We start from the raw sequence: 23,508 nt of genomic DNA, 5'->3' as shown, positions 1-23,508 counted from the left end.
GAAAGACCTTTCCGTAGTAAGTACCTCTACGGAACAAAGCCTCTCAGGCCGTTTGTTCCGGCAGATGAACACCGGATTGCGCGGATCGCTCCGCTCAGCGCAGTTCCACCCGGGCGGCGATCGGCAGATGATCGCTGTCCGTCCGGGGAAGGGTCCACGACGAGGTCGGTTCGACGCCCTTCACCAGAATCTGGTCGATCCGCGCCAGCGGGAACGCCGCCGGCCAGCTGAAACCGTACCCGTGGCCCGCCGCGCCCTGCGTCGAACGCATCTGGGACGTGACGGCGTTGAGCGAACGGTCGTTCATCGTACCGTTGAGGTCACCGAGCAGGATCACCTGGCCGAGCGGCTCGTCGGCGATGGCCTCGCCCAGCGCGTCCGCGCTCTTGTCCCGCTGGTTGGCGGTGAACCCGGCGTTCAGCTTGACCCGTACCGACGGCAGATGCGCCACATAGACGGCGACCTGCCCCTCGGGCGTGGAGACCGTGGAGCGCATGGCACGGACCCAGCCCAGCCTGATGTCGACGGGCCGGCTGCCGGTCATCGGGTACTTGCTCCACAGCCCGACCGTGCCCTGCACGGAGTGGTACGCGTACGTGCCGGCCAGCGCCTTCTCGTACACCGGTACGGCGTCGGCCTTGAGCTCCTCCAGCGCGACGACATCCGCGCCCGATTCCGCGACCTTGCGCGCGGTGCCCTCCGGGTCGGGGTTGTCCGCGTTGACGTTGTGCGTGGCGACCGTCAGGTCACCGCCGCCGCCCGACTTGTCGGTGAGGAGCCCGCCGAAGAGATTGAGCCAGACCACGGCCGGCAGCAGCAGCGCGATCAGTGCGGTGGCCGAGCGCCGTACCAGCGCGAGGACCAGGATCAGCGGGACGAACAGACCGAGCCAGGGCAGGAAGGTCTCGGTGAGACTGCCCAGGTTGCCGATCTTGTTCGGGATCTGAGCGTGGAAGATCATCAACAGCGCTGCCGACACGGCGAGGAACGCGAGGACGATGCCGCGCCGCCAGATACCGGGGTCGCGGCGCCAGCGGTCGAGCTGGGTTCTGACGCGGGATGCGGTGCGGTGGTCGTCCCCGTCGGCCGTCACCGACTGCGCTGTGTACTCCTGCGTCATGTGCTGCCCTCACTGCCTTGCTGTGCACGCCCGCCCCCGACCCTAGGCGATGGAGCGGGCGCTTTCTCCGCCGTCCCTGGACGGCCGTACTGCCACGGAGACGAAAGAGACGGCACGACGGGTTCCGATCAAGGACGAATGACCGGCAGCTGTGACAGAACACGCACGGTCGCGGCAGGCCCGGTCCGGTGCGATCGGCCGGGCCGCCGGGCGTTTCGCCGCCCGGCTGCCTCACTTCCGGGGACTCAGGCCCTGGAGCACCGCACTGATGATCTGCTCGGCGAGGTCGTCGTCCAGTGGCGCGTCCGGCCGGTGCATGGTGCGGACGAGCATGGGGCCGACCAGCAGGTCGTTCATCAGCTCCACGTCCAGGTCGTCACGGAGCTCACCGGAGGCGACCCCCCGGCGGATCACGTCCAGCGTGGTCTGGCGGCGGGGCTCTATGACCGTCCTGCGGTACTCGCCCCACAGGGCCGGCCGGCTCTTCATCTCCGCGAAGACGTTGTGCAGCAGGGCGGAGGAGCGCTGCGCGAGCCCGCGCGTGCGCAGCGACTCCAGGATCACGGCGAGATCGTCGAGGGCGGAGGTGCCGGGCAGTGCGGGATCGGGCGGTTCGATCTCCCGCAGGACGTCGACGAGGAGTTCGTCCTTGCCCTGCCAGCGCCGGTAGATGGTGGCCTTGCCGACGCCCGCCGTGCGGGCGATGCGCTCGATGGAGAGGGCGCCCAGCGGCACACCGTCCTCCAGCAGGGCCACGACGGCCTCCAGGATCGCCCGCTCGACCGCCTCACTGCGTGGCCTGCCGCGCCGGTGTTCCTTCGCGTGATCCTGCCCCTGCACGTGTTCCACCTCTCGCCCGCCGTTCACCGCCTGCCGTTCACCGCGCGCTCTTCATCGCGCCGTTCACCGCACTCGTCGCTGCGCCGATTCTCGTACACCGCGGGGGTGTTCGGTCCCGGCCGCCCGCCCCCGCCCTGCCGCGGGACGGGCGGCCGGTACGGGCGTCAGCTCCGGGCGGCGGCCGGCTCGGGCAGTTCCTCGCTCCCGGCGGGCTTCGGCGCCGGCGGCCGTCCCGGCAGGAAGAGCGCGACCACCACGGCGCCGATCAGCGCGACGGCCGCCGAGCCGAGAGCCGTGACATGCATGGCGTGGAGGAACGCGTCGTACGCCGAGCCGATCAGCGGCCTGCCCGCCGGGCCCAGCTTCGCCGCGATGCCGAGGGTCGCCTCGATCGACTCCCCCGCCGCGTCCCGCGCCGCGGGCGGGACGGCGCCGAGATGTCCCTCGATCCCTCCCCGGTAGGTCGCGGAGAGCACCGAGCCGAGGACGGCGACCCCCAGCGCCCCGCCGACCTGGCGGAAGGTGTTGTTGATGGCCGAGCCGGAACCGGCCTTCTCCCGGGGCAGCGCCTGCATGACCGCGACGGTCACCGGCGGCATGATGTGGGCCATGCCGGTGCCCTGGACGAAGAAGACCAGGCAGAGCACCCAGACGGGGGTACCGGCGCCCAAGAGGGCGAAGGCCGCGAGGCCGCCCGCCACCAGCAGCATGCCCACCGTGCAGACCGCGCGGGCGCCGAACCGGTCCACGACCAGCCGGGCGCGCGGCGCGAAGACCATCTGGGCGGCGGCCAGCGGCACCATCAGCAGTCCGGCCTCCAGCGCGCTGTAGCCGCGCACGCTCTGCAGATAGAAGGCCGAGAAGAAGGTCACGCCCATCAGGGCGAAGAAGACCAGCGCGATGGCCGCGACGGCGGCGGCGAAGGCGGGCTCCTTGAAGTAGGAGACGTCGATGGCCGGGTGGCTGCTGCGCTTCTCGTGCCAGACGAAGGCGGCCAGCACGGCCAGTCCTGCCAGCAGGGGCAGCAGCACCGTCGGTTCGGTGAAGTCGGCCAGTTCGCCGCCGCGGATGATGCCGTACACCAGGAGGACCAGCCCGACGATGGACAGCGCGACCCCCAGCGGGTCGAGCCGGCCGGGCCGGGGGTCCTTGGAGTCCGGCACCAGCAGCACCATCGCGATCAGCGCGACGACGGCCACCGGGACGTTGACCAGGAAGATGGAACCCCACCAGAAGTGTTCGAGCAGCAGACCGCCGGTGATCGGGCCGATGGCGATGCCGAGGCCCACGCTGCCCGCCCATATGCCGATGGCCTTGGGCTGCTCGTCGCGCTCGAAGACATTCATCAGGACGGCGAGAGTGGCGGGCATCACAAAGGCGGCGCCGAAGCCCATCAGGGCGCGGTAGCCGATGAGTTCGGCGGGCGACCCGGACAGGGCGGCGAGGCCGGAGCCGAGACCGAAGACGAGGATGCCGAAGAGCAGTACCTTCTTGCGGCCGATACGGTCGCCGAGGAGACCCGAGGTGAAGAGCAGTCCGGCGAAGACGAGCGTGTAGGAGTTGATCGCCCACTCCAGCTCGCTCTGGGTGGCGCCGAGACCGGTGGGTGCGGGGGCGGCGATCGTCTTGACCGCGACGTTCAGGATCGAGTTGTCCAGCACGACGATGAGCAGGCTGAACATGAGGACGCCCAGGATCGCCCAGCGGCGGCGGTGGACGGCTTCGGGTATGCGAGGTGCGGCGGCAGGGGCGCCGGACGGTATGGACATGACCGACAGACTAAGCCTGTTTCGATACGAGACCGTCTCGTATTATAAAGTCTTTACCGTACAAGGCCATTGCCGGCCCACGAAGCTCGACCGGCCAGGTCCTGGGGAAGGGCCCACTTCCCGTGGAAGGCCTCGGGATGCCACCATGGTTACGGTCCGGGGACGCCGTCAGGGCGCCTCGAGATGACGAAAGGGCCATGGGCCATGACTCTCCAGGCTGCGCAGACGCCGCCCGCGGGACGCCCCACCGACAGTGCCAAGGCGCTGTACGGCGGCAAGAGCTCCCGCCGCATCACCGTGCATGACATCGCCGCCGCCAAGGAGCGCGGCGAGAAGTGGCCCATGCTCACCGCCTACGACGCGATGACCGCTTCCGTCTTCGACGACGCCGGGATCCCCGTCATGCTGGTCGGCGACTCCATGGGCAACTGCCATCTGGGCTACGAGACCACCGTGCCCGTCACGCTGGACGAGATGACGATGCTCTCCGCCGCGGTCGTCCGGGGCACGAAGCGCGCCCTGATCGTCGGCGACCTGCCCTTCGGCTCGTACCAGGAAGGCCCGGTCCAGGCGCTGCGCAGCGCCACCCGGCTGGTGAAGGACGCGGGTGTCGGCGCGGTCAAGCTGGAGGGCGGCGAGCGCTCGCACAGCCAGATAGAGCTGCTGGTGCAGGCCGGCATCCCGGTGATGGCCCACATCGGGCTCACCCCGCAGTCCGTCAACGCCATGGGATACCGGGTGCAGGGCCGTGGCGAGGAGGCCGCCCAGCAGATGCTGCGCGACGCCAAGGCGGTGCAGGACGCGGGCGCCTTCGCGGTCGTGCTCGAACTCGTACCGGCCGAGCTGGCCGCCGAGGTCACGCGCGTTCTGCACATCCCGACCATCGGTATCGGCGCCGGTCCCGAGACGGACGCCCAGGTGCTCGTGTACACCGACATGGTCGGTCTGACGGGCGGCAAGGTGCCGCGCTTCACGAAGCAGTACGCGAACCTCCGCCAGACGCTGGGCGACGCGGCGAAGGCCTTCGCCGACGAGGTCGTCGGCGGAACGTTCCCGCAGGAGGACCACACCTTCCACTAGGCCCTGTCCGGCCTAGGTCCTGTCCGGAGCGCCGCCGGAGCATGGTTCCGCGGCGCCTCCCCCGAGCCACTGCCCGCACGAGCGACAGCCCGCCGATCTTCCCCCGTCGGCGGGCTGTCGCGCGCCGACGGCGGTTTGTCGGTGGGATGTCAGTGGGCTGTCGGCCGCTTGTCGGTGGATTGTCGGTGGCAGCTGATCTGATAGGCACATGACGCGAATCGACAAGAACCCCAACGGCGTCCGCACGGGCAACGCCGTCGAGGTGCGGGGGCTGGTCAAGCAGTACGGCGGACCCCAGGGCACCCGAGCCCTCGACGGAGTGGACCTCGACGTGCGCGAAGGCACCGTCCTCGGTGTGCTCGGACCCAACGGCGCCGGTAAGACAACGCTCGTCCGTATTCTCTCCACCCTCGTCCAGCCGGACGCCGGGACCGCGATGGTCGCCGGGTACGACGTGCTGCGCCAGCCCCGCCAGCTGCGCCGCGTCATCGGCCTCACCGGCCAGTACGCCTCGGTCGACGAGAAGCTCTCCGGCTGGGAGAACCTCTACATGATCGGGCGGCTTCTCGACCTGTCCCGCAAGGACGCCCGCCGCCGCTCCGACGAACTCCTGGAGCGCTTCTCCCTCACGGACGCCGCGAAGAAGCCGGCGATGCAGTACTCCGGCGGTATGCGGCGCCGGCTCGACCTGGCCGCGTCGATGATCGGCCGGCCGTCCGTGCTCTATCTGGACGAGCCGACGACCGGGCTCGACCCCCGGACCCGTAACGAGGTCTGGGACGAGGTGCAGCGGATGGTCGCCGAGGGGGCCACCGTGCTGCTCACCACCCAGTACATGGAAGAGGCGGAGCAGCTGGCGAGCGAGCTGACGGTCATCGACCAGGGCCGGGTCATCGCCCAGGGCGGTGTGAACGAGCTGAAGGCGAAGGTCGGCGGGCGGACGCTACAGATCCGGCCGACGGATCCCGCGCACCTCCCGGCGATGGCGCGGGCGATTGCCGAGACCGGACTCGACGGGGTGTCCGGCACCCATGTCGTCCCCGACGAGGAACTCCTCTACGTACCGATCCTCAGCGACGAGCAGCTGACCGCGGTCGTCGGCCTGCTGGGCGAGCGCGGCTTCGGCATCGCCCATATCGGCACCCATCTGCCCAGCCTGGACGAAGTGTTCCTGGCCATCACCGGCCAGAAGACGGCATCCGCGTCCGACACCGCACCCGAGGAGGTCGCAGCATGAGCACGACCACGCTGCCCACGTCCACAACCGAGCAGCAGCCCACGCCGTCCCGCGCCGTCACCGGCGGCGGCGACGAGGGCCGGATCGGACTGCGCGCCAATCTGCGTCACATCGGCGCCCTGGTGCGCCGTAACACCCTCCAGATCAAGCAGGATCCGGAGTCGATGTTCGACGTCCTGCTGATGCCGATCATCTTCACGCTGCTGTTCGTGTACGTCTTCGGCGGCTCCGTCGGCGCCAGCCTCGGCGGCGACCGTGACGCGTATGTGAACTATGTGATCCCCGGCCTGATGGCCATGATGGGCCTGAACATCGCCATGGCGGTCGGCACAGGCATGAACGACGACTTCCGCAAGGGGGTCATGGACCGGTTCCGTACGATGCCGATCGCCCGGTCCTCCGTGCTGATCGCGAAGATCGTCGTCGAGATCGGCCGGATGCTGATCGCCACCACCATCCTGCTCGGCATGGGCTTCCTGCTCGGCATGGAGATCAAGACCTCGGTGCTGGAGCTGCTCGGGGCCGTCGGTCTCTCCCTGGCGTTCGGCGCCTCGCTGATGTGGATCTTCATCCTGCTGGGGCTCACCATGAAGACGGCGCAGGCCGTCCAGGGGGTGGCCATGCTGGTGCTGATGCCCCTGCAGTTCGGTTCGTCGATCTTCGCTCCGCCGTCCACGATGCCCGGCTGGCTACAGTCCTTCACCGACTACAACCCGCTCTCCAACCTGGCGGACGCGGCGCGGAATCTGATCAATGGCGGTCCGGTCGCGCACTCGGCGTGGATGACGCTGGGGTGGGCGGCGGGGATCACGCTGGTGACGGCTCCGCTCGCGGTCGCCAAGTTCCGCAAGAAGTCCTGACGCCGGCGGGACGGCATCAGACGAGGGCGGCGGCCTGCTCCAGCGTGAGGCCGCCGCCCTCGGTGCTCGCCGCCTCGAACGCGGCATCTCCGAGCAGGGCCACCACGGTCTCGCGCGCGTTCATCAGAACGTCCCGCTCCATGCCCGTCCGGAAGTGCCCGCGGGGCAGCAGCGCCTTGTACGCGCCGATGAGCCGGGCCGCGTCCCGTATCCGCTCCCGGCCCCGGTCGTCGCCGGCCTGGCCGCCAAGACCGGCCAACGCCCAGGCCGCCGTCACCAGATGGACCGCGGCCATCTCCGGGGCGACCATCTGTGACAGCGGCGACCGCGCTGACTCCAGGGCCGTGCGCGCCGCCTCCAGCGCCTCGGCGTACCGCCCGTCCGCGCAGTCCAGCCAGGCGAAGGCCCCCGTCACAAAGCCCTCGAAGAGGGCGAGTGTCTCGGTGCGGAAGACCTCCAGCAGCAGGCGGAGCTGGACCCGGGCCTCGTCCCGCCGTCCGGTGCGGCCCAGCCACAGCGCGAGAATGAGCCGGATGGCAGGGAGCGCCTCGTGCGGCACGTCCCGGCCCTCCTCCAGCACCTCGCGGAGGATGCGCTCCCCCTCCTCGCCGCTGCCCGTCTCGAACATGGTCGCCGCGAGCCGGGCCCGCAGCAGCACCACCTGACCGAGGGCGCCGAGCCCCTCGGCGTGGCCGACGGCCGCCGCGTAGTCCTCGGCGGCGAGGGCGTAGTCACCGCGCTTCTCCCTGGCCTCACCGCGGGCCGAGAGCGCCTCCGCGGTGCCCCAGGCGTCGCCGAGCCGCTCGAAGATCTCCAGGCTGCGGTCGGCGTCCCGGGTCGCGTCGCCCGCCCACTCGGTGCGATTCGCCAGGATGTTGGCCCGCAGATAGAGGGCGCCGCCCAGCTCCCACTCGTAACCGAACCGCTCGCAGGCCGCCACCGTCTCGTCGAGGACCACTCTCAGCTGTTCCGCGTCCCCGGTGAACATGATCGCGAAGAACCACAGCGTGCCGGGGAACCGGCAGGTCTGCGGCAGGCCCGGCCGGTAGACGGTGGCCACCGCCTTCAGCCATTCGCGTCTTTCCGGCCTCGCCCAGACGTCCTCGCCGTGGTCCATGCTGACCAGCTCGATCAGCCGCACCTCGCGTCGGGCCTCCAGCAGTACGTCGGGCGCCATGGGCGGCGGAGCGTCCGTGCACCGCTCGACGAGCGGCAGGGCCGGTTCCAGCGGCGGGGCGAACGGATCGGGGCCGAGGGCCGCGGCGGCGCCCGCCCACTGACGCGCGTCGGCGCGCAGGTCGAGCATCTGCCAGAACCAGCTGAGGGACAGGACGAGGCAGAGCGTCTCGTGCTCGTCGCGGAACGCGACGGCCCGGCGCAGCGCGGTGCGGAGATTCTCGAACTCCAGCTGGAAGCGGGCGATCCCGGCACGCTGGCCGCGACCGCGCAGCTCGATGTCGGTGGTCCTGGCCAGCTCCCGGTAGTGGACGAGATGCCGGCGCTCGGTGGGGGCGCGGTCTCCCGCCTCGTCGAGCCGCTCCGTGGTGTATTCGGCGACGGTCTCCAGCAGCCGGTAGCGCATGCCGCCGTCCGGTGAAGGGGCCGCGACGACAAGGGACTTGTCGATGAGCCAGCCGAGCAGCCCGGCGACATCGCGGGACTCGACGGAGTCGTCGTGCTTGCGGCCCTCGCTCTCCGGGCCGACGTCCGCGCAGACCGACTCCGCCGCCGTCAGATCGCAGCCGCCCGCGAAGACGGACAGCCGCCGCAGTACGGCGCGTTCGGGCGCGGCGAGCAGGTCCCAGGACCAGTCGACGACGGCGCGCAGCGTCTGCTGGCGTGGCAGTACGGTCCTGCTTCCGCTGGTCAGCAGCCGGAAGCGGTCGTCCAGACGGTCGGCGATCTGGCGCGGATTGAGCATCCGCAGCCGGGCCGCGGCCAGTTCGATGGCGAGCGGCAGCCCGTCGAGCCGACGGCAGATCTCGGCGACCGCGTCCGGATCGTCGGCCGCGTCGAAGCCGGGCCGTACGGCGCGGGCGCGCTCCGCGAAGAGCCGGTGCGCCGGGTCGGGCGGCAGGGGCTCCACCTGCCGTACGGTTTCACCGGGCACCCCGAGCGGCTCACGGCTGGTCGCCAGCACCGTCAGCTCCGGGCAGCGCGCCAGCAGCTCTTCGGCGAGGGTCGCGGCGGCCTCGATGACATGCTCGCAATTGTCGAGGAGCAGCAGCATGCGCCGGCGCGCGCAGTGCTCGGCCAGCCGTACGAGCGGCTCACTGCCCTGCCGGTCGGCGGCCCGCAGCTCCTCGGCCCCGGCCCCCCGCAGCACGGTCTCCCGCGCCCCGAGTGCGGTCAGTACGGCCTCGGCCACGGTCTCCGGATCGTCCACGGGCGCGAGTTCGGCCAGCCAGACCCCGTCCGGCCATTCCTCCGCCGCCCGCTCGGCGGCCTCCTGCGAGAGCCGCGTCTTCCCGGCCCCGCCGGGCCCGAGGAGGGTCACGAGCCGGGCCCGCCCGAGGTCGCCGCGAAGGGCCTCGATGTCCGCCTCGCGCCCCACGAAGCTGGTCAGCCGGGCGCGGAGGTTGCCGGGTGTGGGGCGCGGCGCGCGGGCGGGGCCGCCGGACCCACCATGGGCGCCTGCCGCGTCCGGCTCACCCACCGGGCCGCCCGGCTGGAGCAACTCCTCGTGCAGTGCGCGCAGTTCCGGGCCCGGGTCGGTGCCCAGGCGGGTCGCCAGGGCGCGGCGGACGGTCTCGTACGCCGCCAGTGCCTCGGCGGGGCGGGACATGTCGCGCAGGGCGCGGATACGCAGCGCCTGGAGCGGCTCGTCGAGCGGGAACGCGCCGCAGAGCGCGGCCAGTTCGGGCAGGACCGCCTCCGCCCGGCCCAGGGCGAGCGCGGCCGTCAGCCGGGTCCTGCGGGCCTCCAGGCGGCGGGTCTCCCAGCGGGCCGCTTCCGCCGTACGGTCGGGGAGGTCGGCCAGGGCCGGCCCCCGCCAGAGTCCGAGCGCGTCGTCGAGAAGGCTCGCCGCCTTCGCCGGGTCGCCCGCCTCCAGGGCCCGCGCCCCCTCGCCCGCGAGCCGGCCGAAGCGGTGGAGATCGACGTCCTCCGGGTCGGCGCAGAGCCGGTACCCGCCGTCCGACGACGCCACGGCCGCGTGCCCGAGCGCCCGCCGCAGCCGTCCGACGAGCGCCTGGAGCGCCCCCACCGCGTCCGCCGGCGGATCACCGTCCCAGACGTCGGCGACGAGCGCGGCGACCGGCACCGTACGCCCGGCCCGCAGCGCGAGAACCGTCAGCAGCGCACGCAGCCGCGCTCCACCGAGGGCGACGGGGGTGCCGTCGTCGTGCAGTGCCCGAGTGGTGCCGAGGACGCGATAGCGCATCCGCCCATTGTCCCCGGACCCGGACTCGTATCCACGCCGCCCTGCCGTGGATGCCCGCCGGCGGACGGGGGCAGGAACCACGGAGGGCGGGTGGGACGTTCCTCCAGCGCCGCCGGTACGGTCGATCCGCACCGCAACCGATCCCCGGGAGACCCGCCCATGACCACCGCCACCACCCGCAACAGCGATCGGCGGATCTCTCCGGTCTTCCTCGGGATCGTCGCCGTCATGGCGGTCTCCGGCTGGGCCGTGTGGACGGACTTCGCGTCGGACATCGGCGTCGCGGTCTTCCTGTTCGTCACGGCCGCCTGGGTCGTCTCGCTGTGTCTGCACGAGTACGCGCACGCACGCACCGCGCTGCACGGCGGCGACATCTCCATCGGCGCGAAGGGCTATCTGACCCTCAACCCGCTCAAATACACCCATGCGCTGCTGAGCATCGTGCTGCCCGTGATCTTTGTGATCATGGGCGGGATCGGTCTGCCCGGCGGCGCGGTCTTCATCGAGCGGAACCGCATCCAGGGCCGCTGGAAGCACAGCCTGATCTCGGCGGCGGGGCCGCTCACGAACGTGCTGTTCGCGGTCGTGTGCACGGCGCCGTTCTGGCTGGGCGCCCTGGACGGGGTGCCGACGGGCTTCCGCTACGCGCTCGGTTTTCTCGCCCTGCTCCAGGTCACCGCGGCGATCCTGAACTTCCTGCCGGTGCCGGGCCTGGACGGCTACGGGGTGGTCGAGCCGTGGCTGTCGTACAAGATCCGCCGGCAGGTGGAGCCGTACGCGCAGTTCGGACTGCTCGCCGTCTTCGTGATCATCCTCATCCCGGGGGTGAACGCGGTCTTCTTCGACGCGATCGACGCGATTCTGCGCGGGCTCGGGGTGACGAACCTGGACACCTACTGCGGCCGGAACCTGTTCAGCTGGTGGACCGACAGGAACGAATTCGCCTGCGGTCCTGTCAGCCCGTAGCCGTGGTCGTACGGGCCGCCCGCTCCATCCTCGCCCGGCGGTGGTAGTACCAGGCCATGTTGGACGAGAGCCCGGCGAGCAGGACCCAGACGATGCCGAGCCAGCTGCCCTGGACGAAGGAGACGACGGCCGCGGCGACGGCGAGGACGCAGACGGCGAGGGCGTACAGAGCGAGGCGGGGCATGGGGGTCGGCTCCTGTCGGGGGCTTCCTGGGCTGCGGTCGTACGCCGTCCAGTGTCCCCCATGCCCGCGGTGCCTCCGGCGGCGCCGCCGGTTACGCGACGGCCCGGTCACCCGACGGCCGGTTACCCGACGGTCCGGTCACCGGTCCGTCCGCTCACACGTCCGTCACGCGCAGCCCGGCGTGCGCCTTGTAGCGGCGGTTGACCGAGATCAGATTCGCCACCAGCGACTCGACCTGGTGGGCATTGCGCAGCCGGCCCGCGAAGACCCCGCGCATGCCGGGGATGCGGCCCGCGAGCGCCTGCACGAGGTCGGTGTCCGCGCGTACCTCTCCGAGCACCATCACATCGGTGTCGATCTGCTCGACCGCGGGGTCCTGGAGCAGCACCGCGGACAGGTGGTGGAAGGCGGCGGTCACCCGGGACTCGGGCAGCAGGGCGGCGGCCTGCTCGGCGGCGCTGCCCTCCTCGGGGGTGAGGGCGTACGCGCCCTTCTTGTCGAAGCCGAGCGGGTTGACGCAGTCGACGACCAGCTTCCCCGCCAGCTCCTCCTTGAGGGACTCCAGGGTCTTGGCGTGCCCCTCCCACGGCACCGCGACGATGACCACGTCGCTGCGGAGCGCGCAGTCGGCGTTGGCGGCGCCCTCGACGCCGTTGCCGAGCTCGGCGGCGGCCGCCTCGGCCCGCTCGGCCACCCGGGATCCGATGATCACTTTCTGCCCGGCCCTGGCCAGCCGGTAGGCAAGTCCACGGCCCTGGTCGCCGGTGCCGCCGAGCACGCCGACCACCAGGCCGGAGACGTCCGGGAGGTCCCAGGGGTCCTTGGCGGGGGGCTTGGGCGTGCTGCCACTGTCAGTCGAAGTCATGACTCCGACTCTACGTGCAGGTAACCGGTCACGTTCGGGTGAGTTGGCGTCGACCGCCCGCGCCCGTGAGCCCGGCTGCGACAGGATGCGGGCCCATGGATGCCGTACGCGTCGCACTGCTGCGTGAAGTTCTCGCCGGAACGCACTGGCCCTCGGCGACCCGCCGGTTCGCCGGGGCGCTGCGGTCCTCCGTCGTACCGCAGGGCGGCGGGCTGCTGCTGGTCGGGACCGAGGAGTACGAGCCCTGGCATCTGGCCGCGCATCTCGTGGACGAGGCGGCGTGGTCCGGGCAGCCGGAGCTGAACCCCACGCTGGTACGGCACCGGGTGCGGGCCGGGGATCCGGCGCATCTGGCCGTCGGTCTCGGCCGGCTCCAGGCGGCGGGCCGGGGCGCGACGCTGCTCGTCGTCGCGCCGCAGCGGCCGGACGGCGGGCTGCTGGAGCGGGTGCACGACGCGCGGCGGGCCGGGGCGACGGTGCTGTCGCTCGACGGCGGGGACGCGGAGGTGCGCGGCCTGGCGCACGAGGCGCTGACGGTGGCCGCGTCGGACGCGGCGCACGGCGTGGACCTGGACACCGTGCAGCATCTGGTGAGCGCGGCCGCCGGGGAGAACAGCCTGCCCGCGCCGCGAGGCCGGCGCCGCTTCAGGGACCGGCTGTCCCACCTGGCCGACCAGCTGACCGCGCCGCCCCCGGCCCGCTGGTAGCCGAGCCCGGGCACGGGCCGCCCCGGTCCGGCGGGGAATCCGGTTGCCCTGGCCTGCCCGCAGCGCGGAACATGGCCCCTCGTGACCAACAAGCTCGGCGCGATCCTGCCGGATCTCTCCCCTCTCCGTTCCTCCCGGGATTTCCGGCTGCTCTGGGTGCAGGGGCTGGTGACGAACTTCGGCAGCTTCATGGCGATGATCGCGCTGCCGCTCCAGATCAAGGAGCTCACCGGCTCCCCGCTCGCCGTCGGCGCGATGGGTGCGGTGGAGCTCGTGCCACTGATCATCTTCGGGCTGTACGGCGGGGCGCTCGCCGACGCCGTCGACCGCCGCAGGGTCATCCTGCTCACCGAGGCGGGGCTCGGGGTGCTGGCCGGCATCCTGCTGGTGAACGCGCTGCTGCCGGAGCCCCTGCTGTGGCCGCTGTATCTGGTGGCGGCCGGGGTGTCCGCGCTGGCGGGACTCCAGCGCCCGGCGCTGGACTCGCTGATGGCGCGGATCGTGCCGCACGACCAGCTGACCGCGGCCGCCGCGCTCAACGCGGTGCGCTGGCAGCTCGGCGCCATCGCGGGACCGTCGCTGGCGGGTCTGGTCGTCGCGTACGCGGGCCATGCCACGGCCTACGGGGTCACGATCCTGGGCTTCGCCGCCTCCGTACTGCTGTGTCTGCGGCTGGCGCCGGCGCCGGCCGCGCACGACGCGGAGAAGCCGTCCCTGCGGGGTATCGCGGAGGGCGCGCGCTACGCCTGGAGCAGACCGGTGCTGCTGGGCACGTACGCGATAGACATGGCCGCGATGTTCTTCGCCTTCCCGAACACGATCTTCCCCTTCCTCGCGGACGACCTGGACGCGCAGTGGTCGCTGGGACTGATGTACGCGGCGGGGTCGGTCGGCTCGGTGGTGCTCAGCCTGACCAGCGGGTGGACCTCGCGGGTGCGGCGGCACGGGCTCTTCGTGGTGTTCGGCGCGGCGGCCTGGGGGCTGGCGATCACGGCCGCGGGGTGGTTCTCCAACATCTGGGTGGTGCTGGTCTGTCTGGCGTTCGCGGGCGCGGGCGACATGCTCAGCGGCCTGGGCCGCTCGACCATCTGGAACCAGACCATCCCGGAGGAGCTGCGCGGCCGGCTGGCGGGCATCGAGGTGCTCTCGTACAGCGTCGGGCCACAGCTGGGCCAGGTCCGCGCGGGCGCGATGGCGGGCTGGACGGGCACCCGCCCGGCGATCTGGGGCGGCGGCCTGGCCTGCCTCGCCTCGGTGGGCCTGCTGGCGGCGGTGCTGCCGAGGCTGGTGACGTACGACGCGGCGACGGACGAGGACGCGGTGCGCCGCCGCGCTCAGAAGGAAGCGACGACGACGGCGCCGGCCTGACCCGGCCGCGCCGCCCGGCCCGTCGCTCCCCGCCGGGTCAGGACCGGGCGCCCGCTTCCGGCCCTGACCCGGTCACACCGCCGTCAGGCGGACCCGTCCCCGTCCTTGCCCCGGGACGCGTCGTGCCAGCGGGGGTCCGTCTCCCACTCCTGGTTGCGTTCCCTCGCCGTCTCCATCGCGTGCTCCGCCTCCTGGCGGGTCGTATAGGGGCCGAAGCGGTCCTTGGCCGGGCACTCAGGACCCTCCTCGACCTTCTTGTGTTGCAGGCAGTAGAACCACTCGCCCGGTTTGCCGGTCGTACGCTTCTTGAACAGGGCCATCATCGGCTCCTTCCTCTGACGCCATGCTGCCCCACGGCCGCTGGTTAGACTCGCTGGCATGTCTGGCCAGTCGCTGCTCGTACCAGGGGAGCTCTCTCCCGTCCGCTCCGTTCCCGGAAAAATCCGGCGCCCCGAATATGTCGGCAAACCTGCGCCTACCCCGTACACCGGGCCGGAAGTGCAGACCGCCGAAACGATCGAGCTGATGCGGATCGCGGGGCGTATCGCCGCGCAGGCGATGGAGGAGGCCGCGAAGCACATCGCGCCCGGCGTGACCACGGACGAACTGGACCGGGTCGCACACGAGTTCATGTGTGACCACGGCGCCTATCCGTCGACCCTCGGCTACCGCGGTTTCCCCAAGTCGCTCTGCGCGTCCGTCAATGAGGTGATCTGCCACGGGATCCCGGACTCCACGGTGCTCCGCGACGGCGACATCGTGAACCTGGACGTGACCGCGTACATCAACGGGGTGCACGGCGACAACAACGCGACCTACTTCTGCGGGAATGTCGACGAGGAGTCGAAGCTCCTGGTGGAGCGGACCCGCGAGTCGCTGAACCGCGCCATCAAGGCCGTGCGGCCGGGCCGCCAGATCAATGTCATCGGGCGGGTCATCGAGTCGTACGCCAAGCGGTTCGGCTACGGCGTCGTCAGGGACTTCACCGGCCACGGGATCAATTCGTCCTTCCACTCCGGGCTGATCGTGCCGCACTACGACAGCCCGCACGCCACCACCCTCATCCAGCGGGGCATGACCTTCACCATCGAGCCGATGCTCACACTCGGCACGTACGAGCACGACATGTGGGACGACGGCTGGACCGTGGTGACCAAGGACCGCAAGCGCACCGCGCAGTTCGAACACACGCTGGTGGTGACGGAGACGGGCGCCGAGATCCTCACCCTTCCCTGAGGTTGCCCCGGGGCCGGGGCGGGGTAGCGTTTTTACCGACAGGACGTCGGGAACCAGTTGACTTAGGTAAGCCTAAGTAAGAGTATCGGTGATGGCTGCCGCCTGTGCTGCCAGCGCCGGTATCCGCCGGCTCCCGTCCCCCTCGGTCCCCGGAGGCCCGCCTTGGACGCAACCGCCACCGCCACCCCGTTCTCCACGCTGATCCGTGTCGCCTCGCACGAGCAGCACACGGAGGCGGAGACCTCGACCTTCATGAGCGATCTGCTGGGCGGCCGGCTCGGGGTGGACGCGTACACCCGCTACACCGAACAGCTGTGGTTCGTGTACCGCGCGCTGGAGAGCGCCGCCGAGTCGCTGAAGGCGGATCCGGTCGCAGGACCCTTCATCCGGCGCGAGCTGCTGCGTACGCCCGAGCTGGAGCGCGATCTCGCGCATCTGCGCGGTGCGGACTGGCGCACGGGCCTTGAGCCGCTGCCCGCGACCGCCGCGTACGCCGCGCGGGTCGAGGAGTGCGCGCGTGTCTGGCCCGGCGGCTATGTGGCGCACCACTACACCCGCTATCTCGGGGATCTCTCCGGCGGCCAGATCATCCGCGACAAGGCGGAGAAGACCTGGGGATTCGCCCGCAAGGGCGATGGCGTCCGGTTCTACGTCTTCGAGGAGATCCCCAACCCGGCGGCCTTCAAGCGGGGCTACCGCGAGCTGCTGGACCAGGTGGCGGCGGACGATCTGGAGAAGCAGCGGATCATCGACGAGTGCAAGCGCGCGTTCGACTTCAACGGGGCGGTCTTCCGTGAGCTGGGCGCCCGGTTCCCGCTGAGCGCGTAGCCACTGTCCCCGGTCGGTCGCCGCCCGCCGCCCGGCATCCCGCCGCCGGGCGGCGTCAGTGGGCCGTGAGCAGGCGCACGCGTCCGCCGATTTCGATCGAGCCGTCCGGGCCGGGTGCCGTGAGCAGCTGCGACCCCCGGCCCTGGGTGATGTTCAGGGCGCGGCCCAGCGCCGCCGTGAGCAGCAGGGCCGCCGCGCCGGTCGCCTCGTCCTCGACGATGCCGTCGTCACGGCGCGGGAAGGCCCGGGCCCTGACGCGGCCCGCCGACTCGTCCAGCCAGGCCCAGGCGTAGAGCCAGCCCTCACCGGGCGGCGGGGCGGGCAGCGCGTCGACCTCGGCGACGGAGGCGTACTGCTGAATGATGCGCGGCGGGGCCCATTCGGGACGGGCGGTGATCCAGGTGAACTCGCCGTCCTGACGGACCCACACCTCACCGGCGGGCGGGTTCACCGACTCCAGATCGAGCAGCCAGCCGGCGCCGACGAGCGGATGCCCGGCGAACGGCAGCCGCAGCCCCGGCGTATAGATGTCGACCACACCACGCTCGGGGTCGTCCACGAACACGGTCTCGCTGTAGCCGAGTTCGGCGGCGATGGCCTGCCGGGACGCCCGGTCCGGGTGGTCGCGCCCTTCGCGGACGACGCCGAGCGTATTGCCGTGTCGGCCGTCCGCACCGCAGAAGACGCTGAGTACGTCGATGTCAGTCACCCGGGCATTCAAACATCACCGACGCGGCGGGGCCGCACCGACGATGTCCGTCGGTGCGGCCCCGCCGTCAGTGGGATCAGGACTCGTCCAGGGCCGTGCGGCGGCGCTTGGTGGCGAGGACCGCCGCCACGCCGGCCGCGGCAATCGCGCCGGCGGCGCTCAGGAGCGTGCCCGTCGGGACCTCGGAGCCCGTGGAGGCGAGGGAACCGGTGCCGCCGACCGTGCCGCCGCCGGTCGTACCGCCGGAGGCGCCTCCGGTGGTGCCGCCCGTACCGCCGGAGATGCCTCCGGACGTGCCGCCCGTACCGCCCGGGAGGTCCGCGTCGTCGTCCAGCGAGACCGCGAGGGTCAGCGTGTCGAGGTCCGTGCCCGCCGGGTACATGCCGCCGAAGGCCTGGGTGCCGTCGGCGGTGAGGGTCGCGGGGACGCCGCTCAGGGTGACGACCCCGTCCTTGGCCGCCAGGTCACCGGCCGGGAGGTCGAGCGTGGCGAAGGTCAGGTCCTTGAACGTGGAGACCTTGTGCGTCTCACGGTCCTTCGTGCTGACGTCCGCGACGAGCGTGCCCTTGCCGTCCTTCACCTCGGCCCGGAGGCCGCCGACGGTGAGGTCGAGGACGTACTCGCCGGCCTCCTGGTGGCCGAGGAAGCGGACCGTACCCGCGAAGGACGCGGAGAGCGTCTGAGCGTCGGCGTCGAAGGAGCCGGTGCCCTCGGGGAAGCGGTAGGCCGCGCCGGACGCCGTGGCGCCGTCGCCGAGTTCGACCTTGCCCTTGGCGATCGGACCCGTGACATAGGACCGGAAGGACTCCTTGACGCCCCAGTCGAGATTGCCGTCGACGATCGCGCCGTCCACGGCCGCCGGGGGCGCGTCGGAGACCGGGGCGGTGGGGGCCGTCGTCGTGGGCTCGGTGGTCGGCGGCCGCGTGGGCTCGGTCACCGACGGCGAGGGCGCCGGGGTCGACTCGGACTCCGACGGCGTCGGGGTCGGCGTGCCGCCCGTGGAGTACGCGACGGCGAGCGTCGCCTTGTCGAGCGCCGTGCCCTCCGCGTACATGCCGTTGAATGCCTTCGCACCGTCGGCGGTCAGCGTGGCAGGGATGTCCTTGAAGACCATCGCGCCGCCCGCGGTCTCCGGACGGATGCCCGCCAGGTCGATCGCGGCGAGCTCGATGTCGTCCTGGGTGGTGCCGTTGAGGGTGACATCCGCCTCGATGGCGCCGGCCGTGCCCTCGGTGACCAGCTTCACGTCGGCGATCTTGATGTCGAAGCCGTGCGCGGCGGAGGAGAAGCGCACGCTTCCGTCGAAGTCCGTGGCCACGTTGTGCGTGGAGGGGTCGTACGTACCAGTGCCGTTGGAGAAGGTGAAGGGGCCGTTGCCGGTGGCCTGGGTGGCGCCGTCGGTGGCCGAGATGGTGCCGGCGGCGATGCCGGTCACGTACGTACGGAAGGACTCCTTGAGCCCCCAGTCCAGCGTGCCGTCCTTCAGCTCCAGCTTCGGGGCCGCGCCGGGTGCGGCGGCGGGGAGGCCGGCCGCGAGCGCAGGGAGGGTGAAGGCGGTGGCGCCGAGGGCGGCCGCCGTCGCGATGGCGGCGGCGAGAGCTATGGGGCGGCGAGTTGCAGCCATGATCGGTGTTCTCCTCGATGGTGTGATGCGCGAAGTGGGCGCACGAAAGGCGTGCGCGGAATGCGTGGGGGTCAGTGGCCGTCGGACCCGGCGGCGCCGCGGCGCCTGAGGGCGAGGCGGACGGCGAGTCCCGCGGCGACGAGCAGGCCCGCGCCGATCGCGAGGTACGTCCCCGTACCGGCCCCCGACGAGGACGAGACGGACGACGCGGCGTCGGTGGCCGGCCCGGTGGGGCTGCCGGTCGTGGCCTTCGGCTGCGCGGAGGGCGAGGCGTCGCTGCCCAGGTCGGGCAGGGCGGGCAGCGACGCCTTCGTGTCGACGGCGACGGCGAGCGAGACGGGGTCCATCGCCGTGCCGGCCGCGTAGAGGGAGCCGAATGCCTGGGCGCCCCGCGACGTCAGCGTGGCAGGAGCCTCGGTGACCGAGGCGAGCCCGTTCTTCGGCGTGAAGTCCTTGGCCGCGAAGGTGACGAGGGGCACGGCCTTGCGCGACGTACCGCCCGCGGCGTCGGCGACATCGGCGGACAGCGTGCCCTTGCCGTCCTTCACCCGGACCACGACCTTGCTCAGCGTCAGATCCAGGCCGTTGCCGGTGAAGCGGACGCTGCCCGCGAAGGCGGCGTCGAGCGTCCCCCCGGTGGTGTCGTACGAGCCCTTCCCGCGGGGGAAGCGGAACAGCGCGCCGCCGTCCTGCGCGCCGTCGCTCAGCGTCCACTCGCCCTGGGCGATGGAGCCGGTGACGTACTCGCGGTAGGTGCGGCGTACGCCCCAGTCGACGGCCGCGTCCTGGAACGCGCCCCGGACCTGTCCGCCCGTCGTGGCCGTGGGCTTCGCGGCCGGCTTCCCGGCGGGCTTGCCCGCGGGCTTCTTCGCCGCCGCGACATCCACGGAGAGGCTGACCGGGTCCAGCGGCGTACCGGCCGTGTAGTAGCCGGCGAAGGCGGTGGCGCCCTGGGAAGTGAGCGTCGCCGGGACGTTGTTGAGGGCGACCGGGCTGCCGCCGCCCACCATGTCGATACCGGAGAGATCGAGCGCGGCGAGCGGGACCTGCGCGGCCGTGGTGACCGTGCCCGACCCCTTCGCCTTGCTGGTCATGTCCGCGTAGAGGGTGCCGCGGCCGCCGGCTGTCCGCACGGTGGGGCGGCTGATGGTGAGGTCGAGTTCATACGATCCGCCGGCCTTCTTGTGGCCGACGAAGCGGACGCCGCCGGAGAAGCCGGCGCGGAAGGCCCCGGTGCCCGGGTCGTACGAGCCGGTGGCCGAGTGGAACCGGAACTGGCTGCCGCCCACCGTGGCGGCGCCCCCGGTGAGGCTCCAACTGCCCTGCGCTATCGGCCCGGTGACATAGCTCTGGAACGAGGACTTGATGCCCCAGTCGAGCCTGCCGCCCTGCACCGTGCGGTTCGCCGCCTGCGCGCCGGCCGCCGGGAGCAGGGCCACCGGCAGGGCCAGAAGGAGCGCGACGGCGAACGCGCGCACGGGTCTGAAGGACGGCATGAAGTCACTCCCATATCCGAATGAACCGGGCTCCGAGCAGCCCAGGGACTAGCAAGCAAGGTAAGGCTAACCTAAGCTATCCCTGGCTCCCGCCGGAACCTTCCGGCACGGAAACCTCAACAAACCCCCGTAGAACGATGGATAGAACGACAGGACGGTGCACTCCGTGCGCAGATCACGTCTGGCGGGTGCGCTCCTCTCCGTGCTCGCCCTCGCCCTGGCCACCACCGGCTGCGGCGGCGCCGACCCCGGCACCGACACCGGCCGTACGAACGCGGCCGCCCCGCAGAACGCCGCGGCCCCCGCCGACCGGGTGGAGCCCCTGGCGACCACGCACCGGCCGCGGTTGCCCGTCACCGTGGACTCGGCGGAGGGCAGGAAGGTCGAGGTCGCCTCGGCCGACCGGATCGTGCCGCTGACCGGCTCGCTGAGCGAGATCGTCTTCACCCTGGGCCTCGGCGACCAGGTCGTGGCCCGCGACATCACCGCCACCTTCGCGCAGGCGGCGAAGCTGCCGGTGGTGACCAGGGCGCACGACGTCTCGGCGGAGAGCGTGCTGTCGCTCAGGCCGACTGTGGTCATCGCCGACACCTCCACCGGGCCGGCCGAGGCCATCGGCCAGATCCGGGACGCGGGCATCGCGCTGGTCGTCGTAGAACCGGCGAAGAGCCTCGCCGACGTCGGGACACGGATCGACGCGGTGGCCGCCGCGCTGGGCGTCACGGCGGCGGGTACCGAGCTGAAGAACCGTACGGAGCGGCGGATCGCCGCCGTACAGAAGGACATTCCGGCGCACGAGGACGGCCGCAAGCCGCGCGTCGCCTTCCTCTATCTCCGGGGTTCAGCCTCGGTGTATCTGCTCGGCGGCAGCGACTCGGGGGCGAGTTCCCTGCTGGAGGCGGCCGGCGCGGTCGACGCGGGCAAGGAGTCGGGGCTGACGAAGGACTTCACGGCGATCACGAGTGAGGCGCTGGCGAAGGCCGCTCCCGACGCGATCCTGGTGATGACCAAGGGACTTGGATCGGTGGGCGGGCCGGCCGGCCTGGTGAAGATCCCGGGGGTCGCGGAGACGCCGGCCGGGATGGACCGCAGGGTCGTCTCGGTCGACGACGGGGTGCTGCTGAACTACGGTCCGCGCACGGACCAGGTGCTGAAGTCGATCGTCGGCCAGTTGTACGCGAACGGGAAGTGACGTGACGACGACACCCACCTCGCCGGACCCGACGTTGGACCCGACTGGCGACCCGACTGCCGGCCCGACTGGCGACGCGGGAACGGACGCGGCGCCCGCCCCCGGCGGCAGGCGGCTCCCCGGGAGCACCGCCCTCCTCACCGGCGGGCTGCTCGGCGCGCTGGTCGTCCTCTGCCTGCTCTCGGCCGGCGTCGGCGCGTACCACATCCCCCTCGGGGACGTCTTCTCCTCCGTCCAGCACCGGACCGGCCTCGGCGGCGCCGCGCTCGACCGCGTCGGCGAGAGCGTCCTGTGGAACGTCCGGCTGCCGAGGGTCGTGCTCGCGCTCCTCGTCGGCGCCTCGCTCGGCTGCGCGGGCGCGCTGATGCAGGGCGTGTTCGGCAATCCGCTCGCCGAGCCCGGCGTCATCGGGATCTCGTCGGGCGCGGCCGTCGGCGCGGTGGCCTCGATCGCGCTGGGACTGACCTTCTTCGGCAACTGGACCGTGACGGTCTGCGCGTTCGTCTCCGGTCTCGTGACCGTCGTGCTGGTGTACGTGCTCTCCCGCTCGGGCGGCCGTACGGAAGTGGTCACGCTCATCCTCACCGGTATCGCGGTGAACGCGTTCGCGGGAGCGCTCATCGGGCTGTTCATCTTCTTCGCCGACAACGCGCAGCTCACGCAGATCACCTTCTGGCAGCTCGGTTCGCTGGCGCAGGCGACCTGGCCGAAGGTGCTCGCCGTACTGCCGTGCGCGCTGGCCGGTCTCGCCGTCGCGCCGTTCTCGGCACGGAAGCTGGACCTCCTCGCCCTCGGCGAACGGCCGGCCAGGCACCTCGGCGTGGACGTCGAGCGGCTCCGTGTCCTGCTCGTCCTGGTCGTCGCGCTGCTCACCGCGGCGGCGGTCGCCGTGGCCGGGATCATCACGTTCGTGGGTCTGCTGGTGCCGCATCTGCTGCGGATGGCGAACGGCCCCGGCCATCGCTTCCTGGTCCCGGGCAGCGCGCTCGGCGGCGCGCTGGTGCTGGTGGCGGGCGATCTGGCGGCCCGTACGGTCGCCGCCCCCGCGGAACTCCCCCTCGGTGTCCTCACCGCCCTCTTCGGCAGCCCCTTCTTCTTCTGGCTGTTGCGCAGAACCCGTCGGAAGCAAGGTGGTTGGGCGTGAGCTTCAAGAGTCTGTTCGCCGCGCGGGGGCGTGCGCTCCCCTCCCCCGCCCGTCCCGGCGCCCCCGTCGCCGAGGTCCGCGGCCTGCGGGTCCGCCTCGGGCAGCGCGATGTGCTCTCCGGGATCGATCTCGTCGCGCGCGCCGGTGAGGTGCTCGCGCTCGTCGGGCCCAACGGGGCGGGCAAGTCGACCCTCCTCGCCGCGCTCGCCGCCGATCTGCGTCCCGACCGCGGTGAGGTACGGATCGACGGGCGCCCCGCGCACGACTGGTCCGCGCCCGAACTCGCCCTGCGCCGCTCCGTACTGCCCCAGGCCGCCACGCTCTCCTTCCCCTTCCCGGTCGCCGAGGTCGTACGGATGGGCCGGGCGCCCTGGGCCGGGACCGCTCTGGAGGACGAGGACGGGAGCGCCGTCGCCGAGGCGATGGCGGCCACCGAGGTCACCGAGTTCGCCGCACGTCCCTTCTCGGCGCTCTCCGGCGGCGAGCGGGCCCGGGTCGCTCTCGCCCGGGTCCTCGCCCAGCGCGCCCCGCTGCTGCTCCTCGACGAGCCGACCGCGGCGCTCGATCTGCGCCATCAGGAACTGGTCCTGCGGATCTGCCGGCAGCGCGCGGCCGCGGGCGACGCCGTCGTGGTCGTCCTGCACGATCTGGGGCTCGCCGCGGCCCACGCGGACCGGACCGCCGTGCTGCACGACGGGCGGATCGCGGCCGAGGGACCGCCCGCCGAGATCTTCCGCGACGACCTGCTGAGCCGGGTCTACCGGCAGCCCGTCGAGGTGTTCCCGCACCCACGGACCGGCGCCCCACTGGTGGTCCCGAAGCGGCCCTCTTGACCTCCCCTTGACCATCCCATGGGGCGGTCGATGGGTCGCTGTGATCTCGCCGTGTCCGAGGGGTGGGA

The 23,508-nt window shown here is 72.0% G+C and carries 21 protein-coding genes; 11 read left to right on the top strand and 10 right to left on the bottom strand.

All coding sequences use genetic code 11. The features are described from left to right. Positions 1-94 precede the first annotated feature (94 nt). From ACFVWW_RS25780 to ACFVWW_RS25770, 3 genes are all read right to left on the bottom strand, one after another. Complete coding sequence (locus ACFVWW_RS25780) at positions 95-1,120, bottom strand: endonuclease/exonuclease/phosphatase family protein (RefSeq protein ID WP_384336592.1); 1,026 nt, start codon at positions 1,118-1,120, stop codon at positions 95-97. Between the two features lie 231 nt (positions 1,121-1,351). Continuing rightward, complete coding sequence (locus tag ACFVWW_RS25775; RefSeq protein WP_384336590.1) at positions 1,352-1,987, bottom strand: TetR/AcrR family transcriptional regulator; 636 nt, start codon at positions 1,985-1,987, stop codon at positions 1,352-1,354. Positions 1,988-2,124: 137 nt separating this feature from the next. Beyond that, entirely contained in the window at positions 2,125-3,729 is a 1,605-nt protein-coding gene (locus tag ACFVWW_RS25770) for an MFS transporter (protein WP_386877903.1), read from the bottom strand. Positions 3,730-3,933: 204 nt separating this feature from the next. Between ACFVWW_RS25770 and panB the strand changes: the two genes are divergently transcribed. The 3 genes from panB (at position 3,934) to ACFVWW_RS25755 (ending at position 6,906) form a co-directional block, all read left to right on the top strand. Next, positions 3,934-4,809, top strand: coding sequence for a 3-methyl-2-oxobutanoate hydroxymethyltransferase (gene panB, locus ACFVWW_RS25765; protein ID WP_384188581.1), 876 nt, complete (start codon positions 3,934-3,936; stop codon positions 4,807-4,809). Between the two features lie 208 nt (positions 4,810-5,017). Then, a complete protein-coding gene (locus tag ACFVWW_RS25760; protein ID WP_384188580.1) occupies positions 5,018-6,046 on the top strand; it encodes an ATP-binding cassette domain-containing protein in 1,029 nt (342 codons plus the stop codon). Next, positions 6,043-6,906 carry an ABC transporter permease gene (locus ACFVWW_RS25755; RefSeq protein WP_384188578.1) on the top strand — a complete coding sequence of 288 codons (864 nt, stop codon included), beginning with the start codon at positions 6,043-6,045 and terminating at the stop codon, positions 6,904-6,906. The genes ACFVWW_RS25760 and ACFVWW_RS25755 overlap by 4 nt, the downstream gene beginning before the upstream one ends. A gap of 16 nt (positions 6,907-6,922) precedes the next feature. On the opposite strand, the gene ACFVWW_RS25750 is transcribed toward ACFVWW_RS25755, so the two are convergent. After that, a complete protein-coding gene (locus ACFVWW_RS25750) occupies positions 6,923-10,288 on the bottom strand; it encodes a BTAD domain-containing putative transcriptional regulator (protein ID WP_386877904.1) in 3,366 nt (1,121 codons plus the stop codon). Between the two features lie 159 nt (positions 10,289-10,447). Between ACFVWW_RS25750 and ACFVWW_RS25745 the strand changes: the two genes are divergently transcribed. Then, positions 10,448-11,254: a site-2 protease family protein gene (locus ACFVWW_RS25745; RefSeq protein ID WP_384188575.1), complete on the top strand. Its 807-nt coding sequence runs from the start codon at positions 10,448-10,450 to the stop codon at positions 11,252-11,254. Here the strand turns inward: ACFVWW_RS25745 and ACFVWW_RS25740 are convergent. Both ACFVWW_RS25740 and npdG read right to left on the bottom strand, forming a co-directional pair. After that, positions 11,244-11,438, bottom strand: a complete 195-nt coding sequence (locus ACFVWW_RS25740) for a hypothetical protein (RefSeq protein ID WP_384336584.1) — start codon at positions 11,436-11,438, stop codon at positions 11,244-11,246. The genes ACFVWW_RS25745 and ACFVWW_RS25740 overlap by 11 nt on opposite strands. Before the next feature lie 154 nt (positions 11,439-11,592). Next, positions 11,593-12,303 carry an NADPH-dependent F420 reductase gene (gene npdG / locus ACFVWW_RS25735; RefSeq protein ID WP_384336582.1) on the bottom strand — a complete coding sequence of 237 codons (711 nt, stop codon included), beginning with the start codon at positions 12,301-12,303 and terminating at the stop codon, positions 11,593-11,595. A 95-nt stretch (positions 12,304-12,398) separates the two neighbouring features. Between npdG and ACFVWW_RS25730 the strand changes: the two genes are divergently transcribed. Continuing rightward, the gene (locus tag ACFVWW_RS25730) at positions 12,399-13,010 is read left to right on the top strand and encodes a hypothetical protein (RefSeq protein WP_384188569.1); all 612 of its coding nucleotides are present in this window, start codon (positions 12,399-12,401) and stop codon (positions 13,008-13,010) included. Between the two features lie 81 nt (positions 13,011-13,091). Continuing rightward, positions 13,092-14,378 (top strand): MFS transporter, encoded by a 1,287-nt coding sequence (locus ACFVWW_RS25725; protein ID WP_384188567.1) that lies wholly within the window; start codon positions 13,092-13,094, stop codon positions 14,376-14,378. An 83-nt stretch (positions 14,379-14,461) separates the two neighbouring features. Here the strand turns inward: ACFVWW_RS25725 and ACFVWW_RS25720 are convergent, their stop codons facing one another. Beyond that, on the bottom strand, positions 14,462-14,698 hold the full coding sequence (locus ACFVWW_RS25720) for a hypothetical protein (RefSeq protein ID WP_384188565.1): 237 nt from the start codon (positions 14,696-14,698) through the stop codon (positions 14,462-14,464). A gap of 58 nt (positions 14,699-14,756) precedes the next feature. Here ACFVWW_RS25720 and map point away from each other — a divergent pair, with 58 nt between their 5' ends. Together map and ACFVWW_RS25710 are read left to right on the top strand one after the other, a co-directional pair. Beyond that, positions 14,757-15,614, top strand: a complete 858-nt coding sequence (gene map, locus ACFVWW_RS25715) for a type I methionyl aminopeptidase (RefSeq protein ID WP_384188563.1) — start codon at positions 14,757-14,759, stop codon at positions 15,612-15,614. A gap of 162 nt (positions 15,615-15,776) precedes the next feature. Then, on the top strand, positions 15,777-16,442 hold the full coding sequence (locus ACFVWW_RS25710) for a heme oxygenase (biliverdin-producing) (RefSeq protein ID WP_384336580.1): 666 nt from the start codon (positions 15,777-15,779) through the stop codon (positions 16,440-16,442). Between the two features lie 55 nt (positions 16,443-16,497). Here ACFVWW_RS25710 and ACFVWW_RS25705 read toward each other — a convergent pair whose 3' ends face one another. From ACFVWW_RS25705 to ACFVWW_RS25695, 3 genes are all read right to left on the bottom strand, one after another. Further along, positions 16,498-17,151 carry a PhzF family phenazine biosynthesis protein gene (locus ACFVWW_RS25705; RefSeq protein WP_384188559.1) on the bottom strand — a complete coding sequence of 218 codons (654 nt, stop codon included), beginning with the start codon at positions 17,149-17,151 and terminating at the stop codon, positions 16,498-16,500. 76 nt (positions 17,152-17,227) lie between these two features. Next, positions 17,228-18,775 (bottom strand): HtaA domain-containing protein, encoded by a 1,548-nt coding sequence (locus ACFVWW_RS25700; protein WP_386877905.1) that lies wholly within the window; start codon positions 18,773-18,775, stop codon positions 17,228-17,230. Positions 18,776-18,846: 71 nt separating this feature from the next. After that, positions 18,847-20,271 carry an HtaA domain-containing protein gene (locus ACFVWW_RS25695; RefSeq protein WP_386877906.1) on the bottom strand — a complete coding sequence of 475 codons (1,425 nt, stop codon included), beginning with the start codon at positions 20,269-20,271 and terminating at the stop codon, positions 18,847-18,849. Positions 20,272-20,437: 166 nt separating this feature from the next. On the opposite strand from ACFVWW_RS25695, the gene ACFVWW_RS25690 reads away from it, so the two are divergent. From ACFVWW_RS25690 to ACFVWW_RS25680, 3 genes are read left to right on the top strand one after another with little or no spacing between them, the layout of a single operon-like run. Then, on the top strand, positions 20,438-21,463 hold the full coding sequence (locus ACFVWW_RS25690) for a hemin ABC transporter substrate-binding protein (protein WP_386877907.1): 1,026 nt from the start codon (positions 20,438-20,440) through the stop codon (positions 21,461-21,463). A gap of 34 nt (positions 21,464-21,497) precedes the next feature. Next, positions 21,498-22,607, top strand: coding sequence for a FecCD family ABC transporter permease (locus tag ACFVWW_RS25685; protein ID WP_386877931.1), 1,110 nt, complete (start codon positions 21,498-21,500; stop codon positions 22,605-22,607). Next, positions 22,604-23,440, top strand: coding sequence for a heme ABC transporter ATP-binding protein (locus ACFVWW_RS25680; RefSeq protein ID WP_384337573.1), 837 nt, complete (start codon positions 22,604-22,606; stop codon positions 23,438-23,440). Before ACFVWW_RS25685 ends, ACFVWW_RS25680 begins: the two co-directional genes overlap by 4 nt. Positions 23,441-23,508: the final 68 nt, after the last annotated feature.

The organism is Streptomyces sp. NPDC058198, assembly GCF_042882605.1.
GTDB lineage: Bacteria > Actinomycetota > Actinomycetes > Streptomycetales > Streptomycetaceae > Streptomyces.
This window is presented reverse-complemented; position numbering and strand designations above follow the sequence as displayed.